Origin of the sequence: Kribbella aluminosa, from assembly GCF_017876295.1 — a bacterium.
Classification (GTDB): Bacteria; Actinomycetota; Actinomycetes; order Propionibacteriales; family Kribbellaceae; genus Kribbella; species Kribbella aluminosa.
Genome location: NZ_JAGINT010000002.1, coordinates 1,189,763 through 1,203,561, shown reverse-complemented (window position 1 = coordinate 1,203,561; position 13,799 = coordinate 1,189,763). Strand labels below are relative to the sequence as shown.

At 70.4% G+C, this 13,799-nt stretch carries 14 protein-coding genes and 1 riboswitch; of the genes, 5 read left to right on the top strand and 9 right to left on the bottom strand.

Annotated elements, in window-relative coordinates; genetic code table 11:
* Window positions 1-128: 128 nt before the first annotated feature.
* Window positions 129-467, top strand: coding sequence for a DUF485 domain-containing protein (locus tag JOF29_RS27140; RefSeq protein ID WP_209697256.1), 339 nt, complete (start codon window positions 129-131; stop codon window positions 465-467).
* 11 nt (window positions 468-478) lie between these two features.
* The gene (locus tag JOF29_RS27135) at window positions 479-2,107 is read left to right on the top strand and encodes a monocarboxylic acid transporter (protein ID WP_209700029.1); all 1,629 of its coding nucleotides are present in this window, start codon (window positions 479-481) and stop codon (window positions 2,105-2,107) included.
* Window positions 2,108-2,219: 112 nt separating this feature from the next.
* On the opposite strand, the gene JOF29_RS27130 is transcribed toward JOF29_RS27135, so the two are convergent.
* The 3 genes from JOF29_RS27130 to JOF29_RS27120 are packed head-to-tail and all read right to left on the bottom strand — an operon-like array spanning window position 2,220 to window position 4,674.
* The gene (locus tag JOF29_RS27130; protein WP_209697255.1) at window positions 2,220-3,716 is read right to left on the bottom strand and encodes a CYTH and CHAD domain-containing protein; all 1,497 of its coding nucleotides are present in this window, start codon (window positions 3,714-3,716) and stop codon (window positions 2,220-2,222) included.
* A gap of 20 nt (window positions 3,717-3,736) precedes the next feature.
* Window positions 3,737-3,877 carry a hypothetical protein gene (locus tag JOF29_RS27125; protein WP_209697254.1) on the bottom strand — a complete coding sequence of 47 codons (141 nt, stop codon included), beginning with the start codon at window positions 3,875-3,877 and terminating at the stop codon, window positions 3,737-3,739.
* The gene (locus tag JOF29_RS27120; RefSeq protein WP_209697253.1) at window positions 3,874-4,674 is read right to left on the bottom strand and encodes a methyltransferase; all 801 of its coding nucleotides are present in this window, start codon (window positions 4,672-4,674) and stop codon (window positions 3,874-3,876) included. Before JOF29_RS27120 ends, JOF29_RS27125 begins: the two co-directional genes overlap by 4 nt.
* 28 nt (window positions 4,675-4,702) lie before the next feature.
* Here JOF29_RS27120 and pdxR point away from each other — a divergent pair, with 28 nt between their 5' ends.
* Window positions 4,703-6,205, top strand: coding sequence for a MocR-like pyridoxine biosynthesis transcription factor PdxR (gene pdxR, locus JOF29_RS27115; protein WP_209697252.1), 1,503 nt, complete (start codon window positions 4,703-4,705; stop codon window positions 6,203-6,205).
* On the opposite strand, the gene JOF29_RS27110 is transcribed toward pdxR, so the two are convergent.
* The 5 genes from JOF29_RS27110 to JOF29_RS27090 form a co-directional block, all read right to left on the bottom strand.
* Complete coding sequence (locus tag JOF29_RS27110; protein ID WP_307863721.1) at window positions 6,198-7,136, bottom strand: FecCD family ABC transporter permease; 939 nt, start codon at window positions 7,134-7,136, stop codon at window positions 6,198-6,200. The two genes, pdxR and JOF29_RS27110, sit on opposite strands and share 8 nt — an antisense overlap.
* A gap of 11 nt (window positions 7,137-7,147) precedes the next feature.
* Window positions 7,148-8,122 (bottom strand): FecCD family ABC transporter permease, encoded by a 975-nt coding sequence (locus JOF29_RS27105; RefSeq protein WP_209697250.1) that lies wholly within the window; start codon window positions 8,120-8,122, stop codon window positions 7,148-7,150.
* A gap of 13 nt (window positions 8,123-8,135) precedes the next feature.
* Window positions 8,136-9,158: an ABC transporter substrate-binding protein gene (locus JOF29_RS27100; RefSeq protein WP_209697249.1), complete on the bottom strand. Its 1,023-nt coding sequence runs from the start codon at window positions 9,156-9,158 to the stop codon at window positions 8,136-8,138.
* Between the two features lie 26 nt (window positions 9,159-9,184).
* A riboswitch (cobalamin riboswitch) is annotated at window positions 9,185-9,370 on the bottom strand.
* Between the two features lie 54 nt (window positions 9,371-9,424).
* Window positions 9,425-10,387, bottom strand: a complete 963-nt coding sequence (locus JOF29_RS27095; protein WP_245359494.1) for a hypothetical protein — start codon at window positions 10,385-10,387, stop codon at window positions 9,425-9,427.
* A gap of 25 nt (window positions 10,388-10,412) precedes the next feature.
* Window positions 10,413-11,699: an MFS transporter gene (locus JOF29_RS27090; RefSeq protein ID WP_307863720.1), complete on the bottom strand. Its 1,287-nt coding sequence runs from the start codon at window positions 11,697-11,699 to the stop codon at window positions 10,413-10,415.
* A gap of 188 nt (window positions 11,700-11,887) precedes the next feature.
* Here JOF29_RS27090 and JOF29_RS27085 point away from each other — a divergent pair, with 188 nt between their 5' ends.
* The gene (locus tag JOF29_RS27085) at window positions 11,888-12,688 is read left to right on the top strand and encodes a hypothetical protein (protein WP_209697248.1); all 801 of its coding nucleotides are present in this window, start codon (window positions 11,888-11,890) and stop codon (window positions 12,686-12,688) included.
* A 46-nt stretch (window positions 12,689-12,734) separates the two neighbouring features.
* Here the strand turns inward: JOF29_RS27085 and JOF29_RS27080 are convergent, their stop codons facing one another.
* Window positions 12,735-13,079, bottom strand: coding sequence for a sterol carrier family protein (locus tag JOF29_RS27080; RefSeq protein WP_209700026.1), 345 nt, complete (start codon window positions 13,077-13,079; stop codon window positions 12,735-12,737).
* Between the two features lie 89 nt (window positions 13,080-13,168).
* On the opposite strand from JOF29_RS27080, the gene JOF29_RS27075 reads away from it, so the two are divergent.
* Window positions 13,169-13,798 (top strand): hypothetical protein, encoded by a 630-nt coding sequence (locus tag JOF29_RS27075; RefSeq protein ID WP_209697247.1) that lies wholly within the window; start codon window positions 13,169-13,171, stop codon window positions 13,796-13,798.
* The last annotated feature ends 1 nt before the right edge of the window (window position 13,799 follow it).

The following is a 13,799-nucleotide window of genomic DNA, read 5'->3' as shown; positions in this document are numbered from 1 at the left end:
GGTCTGCTCCGCTGAGCGACCGGTGCGCGCCGGTGCTGTCGGGCGGTCGTGACCCAGGCCACAGTACGACGCAGCAACCTCGCCGGCCTCGTCATACCGCCCGGCACGATCCCCATGGAGGTCCCGCGGTGAGTGATTCCACTCGCGATCCGGACCTGACGACGTACCGGGATGTCCAGGTGTCACCGGACTTCTCCGAGCTGCGTCGCCGGTTCCGGCGCTTCGTGTTCCCGATGACCGCACTGTTCCTGGTCTGGTACTTCGTCTATGTCCTGCTCGCCGACTACGCGCACGGCTTCATGTCGCACCGGATCGGCGGCGGCAACATCACCGTCGCGCTGCTGTTCGGCCTCGGCCAGTTCGTGTCGACGTTCGCGATCACGCTGATCTACGTCCGCTGGGCGGACCGCCGGATCGACCCGGACGCCGAGAAGCTCCGCCACCAGCTCGAGGGAGCACCGCAGTGACCGCCCCACTGATGTTGCCGCTGGCAACAGTCGGCAACCCGACCGTCAACATCCTGATCTTCGGGCTGTTCGTCCTCGCCACGCTGGCGATCGTGTTCCGGGCCTCGCGGAACAACAAGACCGCGGCCGACTTCTACGCCGGCGGCCGGAACTTCACCGGCCCGCAGAACGGCATCGCGATCTCCGGCGACTACCTGTCGGCCGCGTCGTTCCTCGGCATCGCCGGCGCGATCGCGCTGAACGGGTACGACGGCTTCCTGTACTCGATCGGCTTCCTCGTCGCGTGGCTGGTCGCACTGCTGCTGGTCGCCGAACTCCTGCGGAACACCGGCCGTTTCACGATGGCCGACGTACTGTCGTTCCGCCTCAAGCAGCGGCCGGTCCGGATGGCGGCCGCGATCTCGACCCTCGGCGTCTGCTTCTTCTACCTGCTGGCGCAGATGGCAGGCGCCGGGGGTCTCGTGGCCCTGCTGCTCGGCGTGTCCGGGCGCACCGGGCAGAGCCTCGTGATCGCCGTGGTCGGCATCCTGATGATCGTGTACGTGCTGGTCGGCGGCATGAAGGGCACCACCTGGGTGCAGATCGTCAAGGCGGTGCTGCTGGTCATCGGCGCCGGAATCATGACGCTCTGGGTGCTGGCGAAGTACACCTTCAACCTCTCCGGGCTGCTGGGTGCGGCGGTCGACAAGAGCCCGGCGGCCGGCGAGAAGCTGCTGAGCCCGGGTCTGCAGTACGGCCTGACCGGCGTCACCAAGCTCGACTTCATCTCGCTCGCGCTCGCGCTGGTACTCGGTACCGCCGGCCTGCCGCACGTGCTGATGCGCTTCTACACGGTGCCGGACTCGAAGGAGGCCCGGAGAAGCGTCAGCTGGGCGATCTGGATCATCGGCATCTTCTACCTGTTCACACTGGTCCTCGGGTACGGCGCTGCCGCGATCGTCGGACCGGACCGGATCAAGGCGGCCCCCGGCAAGGCGAACTCGGCCGCCCCGCTGCTCGCCTACGAACTCGGCGGCGAGGTCCTGCTCGGGGTCATCTCCGCGGTCGCCTTCGCCACGATCCTCGCGGTGGTGGCCGGGCTGACGATCACCGCGAGTACGTCGTTCGCGCACGACATCTACGGCCAGATCATCAAGAAGGGCCAGATCAGCGGCGACGGCGAGGTCCGGGTGGCGCGGCTGACCGCGGTCGTGATCGGCCTCGTCGCGATCATCGGCGGCATCTTCGCCAACGGGCAGAACATCGCGTTCCTGGTGGCGCTCGCGTTCGCGGTCGCGGCGAGTGCGAACCTGCCGACGATCCTGTACTCGCTGTTCTGGCGCCGGTTCAACACCCGCGGCGCGCTGTGGAGCATCTACGGCGGTCTGGCCTCGACGATCATCCTGATCGTCTTCAGCCCGGTCGTCTCCGGCAAGGTGGACAAGAAGACCGGCGCCAGCCTGTCGATGATCACCGACACCGGGATCGACTTCCACTGGTTCCCGCTGGACAACCCGGGCGTCGTCTCGATCCCGCTGGCGTTCCTGCTCGGCTGGCTCGGCACGATCACCAGCAAGGAGCAGGTCGACGTCGACAAGTTCGCCGAGATGGAGGTCCGCTCCCTCACCGGCGCCGGCGCCGAAAAGGCGGTGCCGCACTAGAAGAAGCCTGTCAGGCGGGTCCTGCTGAATCGACGCGGACCTGCCTGGCAGCCCCACCCCGCCCCAGGAGACGGACCCGGCACCCTCCCGCCCGGGTCCGTCTCTTGTTTCGTCAGCCGAGGTGGAATTCGAGGGTGGGCCAGAGTTCGTAGAAGGCTTCGCGGGAGCTGTTGCCTCGGTGTTCCTCGGTGGCGTGCAGGCGGCCGTAGGTGAAGGGGTTGCCGCCTTCGGCGTAGACCTGCAGGGCGAGGGTGTGGAGGAGGTCGCGGGAGACGACGGAGTCCTGGTGTTCGCCGAGGATCTCCTGGACCTGTTCGGCGCGCGCGGCCAGCTCGGTCGCCTCGTCGTCCAGGACCGGTACGGCGGACTCCGCGGCGTAGCGCAGCCGCTTGGCGGACTTGCGCACTTCGTGGAGCTCGTGGTCCTGCTCCGCGACCGTCTCGGCCTGCTGGGAACGGCGTACGGCCTTCCGCATCCGGTCGTAGTCGTGTGCCAGCAGCTCCCGCGCCTGTCGGCGGGCCTTGCGATCGTCGCCGGTCACCGGGGGTTTCGCGATCAGGTCGTCCAGGGCGTCGAGCAGCTGGAAGTACCGCGGGCTCTCCAGCGCGGCCAGCGCACCGGCACGACCCTCGCGGTAGACCCGGCGCAGGTGGTCGTCGATCCGGCCCGCGACCCGGCCCATCACCAGCTCGACGGGCTGTTCCGCGACCTCGGCCGCGAAGTGTTCGCGTTGCACCTCGGCGTCCCGGGCGACCCCGAGCTCACCGGCGAGCCACTTCAGTTCGGCGCGCAGCTCGTCACCGACCGCGCGGTCGATCACCGGACGGTACGTCGCCAGCGCCGACCGGAGCCGCCGCGTCGCGACCCGGAACTTGTGGATCGCGTCCGGCACGTCCCGCCGTACCTCGGGGTCCCGCTCCCGGATCGCCCGCACCTGCGCACCGGCGTACGCCCGGAACAGGTCCGACGTCCGCGGCTTCTTCGGCAGGGCCCCTTCGTCGTACGGCGGGACCCGGTCGCCGAGCGCCCGCGCCAGCTTGCTCGGGCCGCTCGCCGGACGCGCGCCGACGGACCTGAGCAGCTCGCCCGCGTCCTCGAGCAGCAGGTTGTCGCCGTCGACGAGCTCGACCTCCCACTCACGCCAGCTCTCCGGCTCCCCGCCCGCGACCGTCGCGGTCACGTGGTCGTCGGCCAGCTCCGCGAGCACCGCGCCGTCCGCGTCGAGCAGTCGATGCACGACCCGCCGGGTCGCCAACGTGACCACCGGCTCCAGCCTGCGGTCCCGCACATGGACCCGGACCGTACGCACGACCGCGATCGGAACGCTGCGCACCGAACGCCCGAGCGGATACCGGACCTCGAGCCGGCCGCCGGACGATCCGGGGAACTTCACGTGCCAGCCGTCGTCCTCGCCACCGGTACGCCGCCGCAGCGTGACCTTGTGAGCGGCCAGGTCCAAGTCGGCGGTGTCGTAGTACACCGCCTCCAGCTCGAGCTCGACCGGTGGCGCGACGCTCGCGACACCGGACAGCTCGTGCAGCGAGGGCACGATCACGTCGTCGCCGACGTCGTACTTCGTCTCGATCTCGAGCTGCTCAGTCGGTGCCATCCTTCTTGTTTACCAGGCGTTCATGAACTGGCCCTGAGATCGTCTATCAATCGTTGCAGATCCCGATCGGTCAGGTCGGCGACCGTCGGGCGGATCTGCCGCCGGTGGTTGCGGTTCAGGCCCCAGCAGACCAGCGCGACGAGGACTCCCAGCATGATCATGTCCGGCCCACTCCCTTGAAGAACGCGTAGTGGAAGGTGCCGCCGGGTGCGGCGGACTTCTCGAGATCGCGGATGCCCGCGGCCCACTCGGCCGCGGTCAGCAGCCCGGCGGCGACGGCGCGTTCGCGGACCGACTCGACCATCGCGACGAAGGTCTTCCGGGTGAATCCGTCGACGAGGTGCGGGCGGTTCTGGTCGGCGTACACGGTTCGCGGCTCGACCCGTACGTCGTCGTACCCGGCCTGTTCGAGCAGCGGCTGGAGCCGGCGGCCGATCAGCGAGTCGCCGCCGGCCGCGGCCTGCAGGTCGACGAGGCAGTCGACGACGGCCTGGGCGCGGGTACTGCGGGGATGGAAGAACGCGGACCCGTGGTCGCCCTCGATGACGGTGATCGTGCCGCCGGGGTTGAGCAGGCCCCGGAGCCGGGTGAGGGCGTCGACGGGGTCGGCGAGGTGTTCGAGGACGAAGCAGACGAAGACGTGGTCGAACTTCTCGCCCGGCAGTTCGTGCAGGTCCGCGTGCCGCCAGTCGACCACGGCGTACGGCGCGTGCTCGGCGACGCGGGCCTTCGCCTGGGCGAGCGACGCCTCGGAGATGTCGATCGCGACCAGCTGGACGCCCGGGCTGCGGGTGACGAGCTGGACGGTCTGCGCGCCGACGCCGCAGCCGGCCTCGAGGACGCGGCTGCCGGCCGGGTACGTCGTACCGCCGTGCAGCAGGTCGGCGAGCGTGCCGGCCTGGTCGGTGAGCCGGCGGGTCTCCGCCGGGGTGTAGCCGTGGACGTAGTCGGTTCCCATACCTCAACGGTCGCGCGACAATGGTCCAGTGAACAGGTCCAATCCGGCACTAAGTGGCCGGTCCAAAGGTGGCGCGGACTTCCTCCAGCTCGACCCGTCCGAGGCACCCGCCGGCGGTCTCGCGGACTGGCTCACCGAGCGCCTGCGGGCCGCCATCTCCAGCGGGCAGCTCGCGGTCGGCACCCGGCTCCCCGCGACCCGCACCCTGGCCGCCGACCTGGGCATCTCCCGTGGGGTGGTCACCGAGTCGTACCAGCGCCTCACCGAAGACGGCCAGGTCGCCGGGCGCGGGCGCGGCGGCACCATCGTGGTCGCAGCGCAGCTCGCCGACCGCTCGACAGTACGTAGTGGTCTGCGTACACGAGCTCGCCCGCCTGGCGTGCGGGAGGTGGCAGGCGAATTCGCGGACACCTCCTGTCGTCCTGCCGACGACCCCGAGATCTTCGACGCCCTGCGGTCGGCCCCGGCCCGGGTCGATCTGACGCCGGGGGTGCCGGATCTGGCGGCGTTTCCGCGGGCGGCGTGGTTGCGGGCGGAGCGCGCGGTGCTCAGCGATCTCGGGGCGGCCGAGTTCGGGTACGGGGATCCGGCCGGGACGCCGGCGCTCCGGCGGGCGGTGGCGGGCTGGCTGGCGCAGTACCGCGGGATCGCGGCCGACCCGGAGGACCTGATCATCGTCGCGGGGGTCGCGCAGGCGATCGCAATCGTGGCGCAACTGCTCGACCAGCACGGCATCCACGAGATCGCCGTCGAGGACCCCGGCTCGCTCGGCTCCCGCCAGCACCTGCAGAACTGGGGCATGCGAACCCCACCCGTCCCCGTGGACGATCGCGGAATGCAGGTCGACGTACTGCGGAAGTCCGAAGCCGCCGTGGTGATGGCGACCCCGGCGCACCACTTTCCGACCGGGGTCGTACTCGACGGTGAACGCCGCCGCGAACTCGTCCAGTGGGCCACCGACGGCGGCCTGATCATCGAGGACGACTACGACGCCGAGCACCGGTACGACCGCCCACCGGTGCCGGCGCTCCGCGCGATGCTCCCGGAGCAGGTGATCTACGTCGGCAGCGTCTCCAAGCTGCTCGCGCCCGCGCTGCGGATCGGCTGGATGCTGGCGCCCCCGCAGTACAAGGAGGAGCTGATCGGCCGGAAACGCCTCGCCGACCTCGGCAACGCGGCGCTCCCGCAGCTGACCCTCGCGCACCTGATGGAGTCCGGCGAACTCGAACGCCAGCTCCGGATGCTCCGCCGCCGGCACCGTACCCGCCGGGACGCGATGGTCGCCGCGATCCGCACTCACTTGCCGACGGCAACCATCCACGGCGCCGCCGCCGGCCTGCACCTCACCATCACCTTCGACGAAGGCGACGACCTCGCACTCGCCGCGGCCGCCCTGGACGCCGGCGTGAAGTGCCACCCGCTGTCCTGGCACTGCCAGCTCCCGCACGCCCCCGGCCTCGTTCTCGGGTACGCCGCCCGCACCCCGACCGAGATCACCGACGCGATCGCCACCATCGCGAGCGTCAGATAGGACGAGCGCGGGTCAACAGATACAGCAGGTACGGCGCGCCGAGAAAGGCCGTCACCACACCCACCGGCAGCACGGTCGGTGCGACCACCGTCCGCGCCAGCAGATCCGACACGACCACCAGCAACGCCCCGATCGCCCCCGGAACCACCAGCCCAGGTCGCGGAACCAGCCGGCGGGCCAGCTGCGGCGCCACCAGCGCAACGAACCCGATCGGCCCAGCGGTCGCCGTCGCCAACGCCGCGAGCCCGACACCGAGGGCGATCAGTACCCCGCGGGCGCTCTCGACCCGCCCGCCGAGCGCCCGCGCGAGGTCGTCGCCCAGCTCCAGCAACCGCAGCTGCCGCTCGACCACGACGGCCGCCGGAATCCCGACGGCCAGCGTGACCCCGATCAGTACGACGTGCGTCCATGACCGCCCGGCGAGACTCCCGGCGAGCCACATCGACGCGCTCTTCGCCGTGTAGATGTCCGCGAGCGTCAGCAGGTACGCCGTCAACGACCCGACGATCGCCGTCACCCCGACGCCGACCAGCACCAGCCGATTCCCCGAGACCCCGTTCCGGTACGCGAGCAGGTACACGCTCACCGCCGACAGCAGCGACCCGGCGAGCGCGCCGAGCGGGATCCACCCGCTGCCGATCACGGTGATGATCAGTACGGCGGCCAGCGCGGCTCCGGCGTTGATGCCGATCAGGTCCGGGCTGACCAGCGGGTTCCGGGCCAGCCGCTGGAAGATCGCGCCGGACATCGCGAACGCCGCGCCGACCCCGATCCCGGTCAGTACGCGGGGCAGCCGGTTGTTCACCACCACGTCGTACGTGATCAAGGTGCCCTGCCCGGACAAGGTCCGCAGCACCTCGGCGATCGACAGCGTGTAGTCACCGCGAGTCAGGGCGTACGCCCCCACGACGACGGTCAGCACCGACGCCACCACGCCCGTCCTCACAGCGCGGCCGTTCGCCGGCGCCGGACCAGGGCGATGAACAGCGGGGCGCCGATCAGCGCGGTGACGATCCCGACCTGCAGCTCGGCCGGCCGCGCGACCACCCGTCCGACGATGTCGGCGAGCAGCAGTACGACGGGCGCGAGCAGCATCGACCACGGCAGGATCCGGCGCTGGTCCGGGCCGACGACCAACCGCGCGACCTGCGGTACGGCGAGCCCGAGGAAGCCGATCGGTCCCGCGATCGCGGTCGCCGTACCGGCCAGCACCACGACCGCGAGGCCGGCCAGTACGCGGATCAGCAGCACCCGGGTACCGAGCGCCTGGGCCAGGTCGTCGCCCAGCGCGAGCTGGTTCAGCGACCGCCCCAGCACCAGGGCAAGAACGATGCCAAAAGCAACGAACGGCACGGCCTGGGCGACGATCCCGTGGTCGGCCAGCGACAACGACCCCACCACCCAGAAGCGGTACTCGTTCAGCGTCGACAGGTCCAGCAGCGTCGCCGCCGACGTGACCGAGCCGAGCAGCGCGGAGATCGCCGCACCGGCCAGCGCGAGCTTCACCGGCGTCGTACCGCCGACCGCGCCGACCAGGTAGACGGCCACCGTGGCCACCAGCGCCCCGCCCATCGCGAACCAGACGTACCCGCTGAGGCTGTGGATGCCGAACAGCCCGATCGCCGCGACGACCGCCACCGCGGCGCCGGCGCTCACGCCGAGGATCCCGGGGTCGGCCAGCGGATTCCGGGTGACGCCCTGCATGACCGCTCCGGACAGCCCGAGCGCGGCGCCGACCAGCAGACCCGCGACGGTCCGCGGCAACCGCAGGTACCGGACCACGCGGTCGCTGTCGCTGCCGGTGAAGTCCGTCAGCGCCCGGTACACCTCCCCCGGCCCGATCCAGCGGTCGCCGACGCACAGGGACAACACGACGACGACCGCCAGTACTGCGACCAGGCCGGCGGCCCGCTTCACTTGACAGGGCGTGTCACCAGACACGCCCTAGATCGGGGTGCAGGATGTGGCCGAGGTTCTCCGTCGTGTAGGCGCCGCGGACGCCGGCCGAGTGGTTGGCGAACAGCCACGGGACGACGTGCTTGGAACGCACCGCCTTCAGATTGGCGAACGCCGGATTGGCGAGGATCTTGTTCACGTCCGGCTGCGAGGCCGCGGGTGTCAGCGAGGCGTCACAGCAACCGCTGATCAGCACGTAGTCGGGGTCCCGCTTGATGAACTCCTCGACGCTGATCTTCACGTTCCGCTTCGAGGTCAGGTCCGCGAACGCGTTCACGCCGCCCGCCTGCCGGATCAGCACGGTGCCGAAGTCCGGGCCGCCGGACACCGTCATCCCGCCGCCCTCCAGCCCCGGGCGGATGATCGCCACGGTCGGCCGCGGCGCGTCCTTCACCGCGTCGGAGACCGCGGCGATCCGGCGCTTCTGGTCGGCGATCACCTGCGCGGCGCGGTCCTCGACGCCGAACAACCGGCCGAGGTCGCGCAGGTCGGCGTACACGTTGTCCATCGAAACCGTCGCCGGGTCGATCGCCTCGTCGCCCTTGCCGTCAGCGGTCGGGCACAGCGGGCTGAAGATCCAGGTCTGCACCCCGAGGTCCGCGAGACCCTTCCGGCTGCCGAAGCTGGCGTCGCTCCCGGCCGCGCTGAACACGTCGTTGAACCCGGACAGCACGAAGTCCGGATTCAGGCTGAGCAGCTCCTCGCGGCTCGGCAGGTTCTTGAAGTACTTCGCCTTCGACTGCGCGGCGGTGTACTCCGGCAGCACCTGGGAGTCGAGGTACGCCGTACCGACCAGGCGGTCCGAGATGCCCAGCGCGTGGGCCAGCTCGATCGCCGGCTGATACGCCGCGAACACCCGCTTCGGCGGGCCGTCGACGGACACGTCGATCCCGCAGTTCTTCACAGTGGTCGCGCCCGGGCTCTCGGCGGCAGACGGTGCACAACCGGCCAGCAGCGAAAGCGACAGGGCAACAGCAAGCACACGTACTACGGCCATGGCGGACCGCTCCTCCAGCACCTCGTGGACGGGTCAGCGCCGTGGCCGGTCTCCTGGCTGACGGGATACCGCGATCGCCGGTCGAACCTTCCCAGCCGCAAGCGGCCAGTGGTCTCCCCGAGGGGAACATCCGGCGAACATCCCGATCACAGTGGCGAGGGCCGCGCCGGTACTACACCGGCTTCCCGAACACCACGGCGCGGCCACCCTAACACCCGCGACCGGGTCGCAGGTCGGGCGTCTCAGCGGGAGTCTCAGCGCGTGTCTCAGTGCGTGTAGAGCGAGGACAGCGCGAGCGCGAACTGGGTCATCAGGTCCGGGTTGATCGCGCGGGCCGGCAGCGGGACCAGGTCGACGAGTTTGTCGTCGCCGACCCGGATCGTCGTCCGGCCGGTCGCGGTGTCGATGTACCCCTCGTCGCCGAGCGGGATCGACTGCGAGGTCGCGGCCTTGCCGAGCGGTGCCATCAGCGCCTTGGCGTCCGGCTCCCGGCGGACCGTCGAGTACAGCACGCTCGTGCCTGTCACCCAGCCGCACACCGGGTCGCCGACGAGGGTCTCACCGTCGCGGCGGGCCGTCGCCGGCACGCCCATCACCTGCTCGGCCGCGGCCGATCCTGCATCGCACTCCGGCCGGGTGATCTCCAGCGCCGGCGCGGGCAGCCCGGGCGCCTGCCGGGCGACCTCCTGGCCGAGTACGACGTACTTCGCGAGCGTGGCGCGGGGACCGGAGATCTTGTACAGCCTGCCGTCGAGCAGGAACACCACGAACGTACTCGTCCCGTACCCGCCCTCGCCTAGGTTCGCGGTCACGGCGGGCTCGCGCCCGTGGGCGGCGTACACCTTCCGGGCCGCCGCCAGCGTCGCCGCCGTTGCCTGCAGCACCGAAACCCCGATCCGCAGCACCGGTCCGTTCGCTGTGGTGCCGAGGCTCAGCTGACAGACGTCGTACGCCGGGATGTCGAGCTCGGCCGGCGGGTTCTCGCGCTGGATTCGCACGACCGGCACGGCCAGCGTGGTCCGGACCAGGGTCTCGTCGATCCGCAGGCACACCGTGTCGGCGGGCGTCGCCGACGCGGTCGGTGACGGCGTGTCCGAGGGCGTCGCCGACGGGGTGTCGAACCCGCTCACCGAGACCAGCGGCGGCACGCTAGGCGCGGTCTCCTGCCCGTGACCGCCACACCCCGCAAGCAGTACGACGGCCAGCCCGGCGGCGATCAGGGTACGCATGATGAACTGAGCCTAGGACATGCCCTCAACCGGCGGCGCGGAGCTCTCTTTCGCGGACGGCGTGTTCGTCGGTGCGGGCGTCGTACCGCCAGAACTCGCGCAACCAGACCGAGGTCGCGACCACGCCCGCGACGCACAGGATCCCGCCGCTGACGATCGCGGTCCGGACGCCGGTCAGGTCCGCGACCAGCCCGGAGCGGGCCTGACCGCCGAGCGGGCCGAGCGAGTAGCCGAGCATCTCGATCCCGGCCAGCCGGCCGCGCATCTCGTCCGGGATGGTCTGGTTCCAGATCACCGACCGGAACAGCACCGACACCATGTCGCAGGCGCCGGCCAGCGCGAAGAACCCGATCGCGAACCAGATGTTCGGCGCCAGCCCGGCGATCCCGACCGCGGCACCCCAGCCGATCGTCGCGAGGACGACGGCCCGGCCCTGATGGTGGACATGTTTCGCCCAGCCGCTCGTCAGCGAAGCGCACATCGCCCCGATCGCCTCCGCGCTGTACAGCAGCCCGAGCAGCTTCGGCTCCTTCAGCACGACGGTCGCGAACGCGGGGAACAGCACGATCGGCATCGCCAGGAACATCCCGACCATGTCCACCAGGTACGTCGCCAGCAGGTCCTTGCGGCGGAACGCGTACACGATCCCGCCGCCGATCGCCCGCAGGCTCGGCGCCGTGGTGTGCGCTCCCGACCGGTACGAACCCAGCCGGGCGTACAGCAGCGTGGCGAACACGATCCCGGCCAGCTCGACCGAAAACGCCCAGGTCACGCCCACCGAACCGACGAGTACGCCGCCGACCGCCGGGCCGGCGAGCTGCCCGATCTGCGAGGTCAGCGAGCTCAGCGCGACCGCGGCCGGGATCTCCGCGTGCTTCACCACCCGCGGCAGGAGCGCTTCCCGCGACGGCCGCTGCAGCGACGACGCGACCGCGTTCAGCGCGCCGCAGACGTAGATCAGCCAGATCTGCGGGTGCGCGAGCAGCGTGTTCGTCACCATCAGCGCGGAGATCACGACCTGCGCGATCCCGGTGCCGACCAGCAGTTTCCGGCGTTCCACGTGGTCGGCGAGCGCACCGCCGTACAGGCCGAACACGACCAGTGGTGCGATCGTCACCAGGCCCATCGCGCCGACCGCGAAGTTCGAGCCGGTGAGTTGGTACAGCTGGTACGGCAGTGCGACGTACCCGACCATGCCGCCGAGGAAGAAGACCGAGCCCGCGACCAGCAGGATGCGGAAATCGCGGGAACCACGCCACGGGGTCAGATCGACACGCATCCGGACCAGCCGCGAGCGAAGACTTGCTGCCACCGCACCATGGTGACAGTTCCGACCGCTCCGGACGAACCTGATTACCGGCCACCCTTTCCACCAGCATCGAAAGGATCCGGAAGCGACCCGTGGGCGTCCTAGCGTGACAACCGATTGGTTGCCCAGGGCGTCAATCTCGGCGGCCGGGGAAAACCCCGGCCGATCCTCGGGAATCGGAGAACAACCGCATGATCTCGATCAAGTCGGCCGGCACCCGCCTGCTCGCCACCCTCGCCGCGGGCGCGGCGGCAGGTGCCACCCTGCTTGTTCCGTCGGCCGCGCACGCCGCTCCCGCGTCGCAGACGGCTACCACCGCTGTCACGGCCCAGTCCGCCGCGGCGCCGTCGTCCGGCCTGCTGCGTCCGGGTCAGTACCTGAAGCCCGGCCAGTACCTCCGGTCGCTGAACAAGGTCTACGCGCTGGTCATGCAGACCGACGGCAACGCGGTCCTGGTCAAGGGCCGGACCCCGATCTGGGCGACCATGACCAACCGCAAGGCGTCCTCGCTGATCATGCGGGCCGACGGCAACCTGGTCGTCGTGTCCGGCCGTACGGTGGTCTGGGCCAGCGGAACGACCGGCAGCACCAACGCCATCCTGAACGTGCAGAACGACTCGAACCTGGTGCTCTACAACGTCCGGCGGAAGCCGGTCTGGTCCCGCTACATGGTGATGGTCACGCTGAACCCGGGGCGGCTGCTGACCAACCCGGTGGCGCTGTACTCGCACAGCCGCGTGTTCCGGGCGCAGATGCAGGCCGACGGCAACCTGGTGGTCGTCAAGAACGGCAAGACGCCGATCTGGAGCACCAAGACGATCAGCAAGGGCGCCTTCGCCACGATGCAGACCGACGGCAACTTCGTGGTCTACAGCGCCGCCAAGAAGCCGTTGTGGGCCACCAAGACCACCCGCAAGGGTTCCGCGCTGCAGATGCGCGACGACGGCAAGCTCGCGATCGTCTACGGCCGCACCACGGTCTGGGTCAGCTGAGAATCTCCTCAGGTCCGAGCCGCGGTGTCCTTCGGGATGCCGCGGCTCAACTGTTCGTCAGGGGAAGCAGCGCGGTCAGGTCGGTGCGTTCGCCGCTGGCGCGGAGTTTTCCGGACATCCGGGCGTCCGCCCAACTGGTCCGGCCGAGCGCGACCTCGATCCACAGCTCCGGCGGCATCTCGATCACCGCGCCCGGCGTACCGCGGGTGTGCCGCGGACCCTCGATGCACTGGACTGCGCCGTACGGCGGGATCCGTACCTCCACCGCGTGCCCCGGCGCCTTCGCGACCAGGCGATTCAGCAACTCCTTGGTCAGCAGCTTCAGCTCGGCGCGTTCCGCCGTACCGTCGTCGTAATGCCGCAAGGCCTGCTGGAAAGCGGTGTCTGACATCTCCACGACGTGCCAGCGTACGCGGCGGTTTGCGGTGACGCCCCTCTCGTCGGGGATAATCACCCGGGAGATACGGAAGCGAGGTCGGGATGCTCACGCCCAGGCACCAGGCGCTGCTGATGACGCTGGCGGGAATGACCGTCGGCGTGGTCGCGTTCGGCACGGCCGTCGTCGTCAACGGCGGCAACCCGTTCGCAGCGCACGACGAGCGGGTGGGCATCGTCAGCCCGACCACGTCGAGTACGCCGACCCGCGGTGACGGGCTGCAGGCGGACGCGCTGCAGTACGCCGTACAGAACTTCGGCACCGACGTCGACCCGGTGTCGGCGGACGTGCCGACCGGCTGGAAGAGCGCCCAGAGCGGCACCCGGCCGAAGTTCCTCGACCCGACCGGTGTCTGGCAGATCCGGTTCGACACCCGGGGCAGCAAGCAGAGCCCGGACGAGCTGGTGCGGGACCGCGAGCGCAGCATCGACGAGAAGGACCTGCAGGTGACGAGCCGCGACAACGGCCTGCTGGTCTACACGTACATCGACAAGACCCGCGGGCCGCGGATGGGGCTGTCGCGCTGGATCTCGCTGGACGGCGGCAAGACCTCAGCCGTCGAGATCACCGTCGGCGGCCGCCCGCAGGACGACGCCGGCCTGCGGGCGGTGCTCCAGCACGCGGTCGACACCCTCAAGGTCCCGGTGTCACCGGGCGACAACCGGCCCAACTAGG

Coding starts and splice junctions, on each gene's coding strand:
- JOF29_RS27135 (WP_209700029.1), top strand. CDS start 479: ATGTTGCCGCTGGCAACAGTCGGCAACCCGACCGTCAACATCCTGATC.
- JOF29_RS27075 (WP_209697247.1), top strand. CDS start 13,169: ATGCTCACGCCCAGGCACCAGGCGCTGCTGATGACGCTGGCGGGAATG.
- JOF29_RS27125 (WP_209697254.1), bottom strand. CDS start 3,877: ATGATCATGCTGGGAGTCCTCGTCGCGCTGGTCTGCTGGGGCCTGAAC.
- JOF29_RS27120 (WP_209697253.1), bottom strand. CDS start 4,674: ATGGGAACCGACTACGTCCACGGCTACACCCCGGCGGAGACCCGCCGG.
- JOF29_RS27130 (WP_209697255.1), bottom strand. CDS start 3,716: ATGGCACCGACTGAGCAGCTCGAGATCGAGACGAAGTACGACGTCGGC.
- JOF29_RS27100 (WP_209697249.1), bottom strand. CDS start 9,158: ATGGCCGTAGTACGTGTGCTTGCTGTTGCCCTGTCGCTTTCGCTGCTG.
- JOF29_RS27095 (WP_245359494.1), bottom strand. CDS start 10,387: ATGCGTACCCTGATCGCCGCCGGGCTGGCCGTCGTACTGCTTGCGGGG.
- JOF29_RS27085 (WP_209697248.1), top strand. CDS start 11,888: ATGATCTCGATCAAGTCGGCCGGCACCCGCCTGCTCGCCACCCTCGCC.
- JOF29_RS27080 (WP_209700026.1), bottom strand. CDS start 13,079: ATGTCAGACACCGCTTTCCAGCAGGCCTTGCGGCATTACGACGACGGT.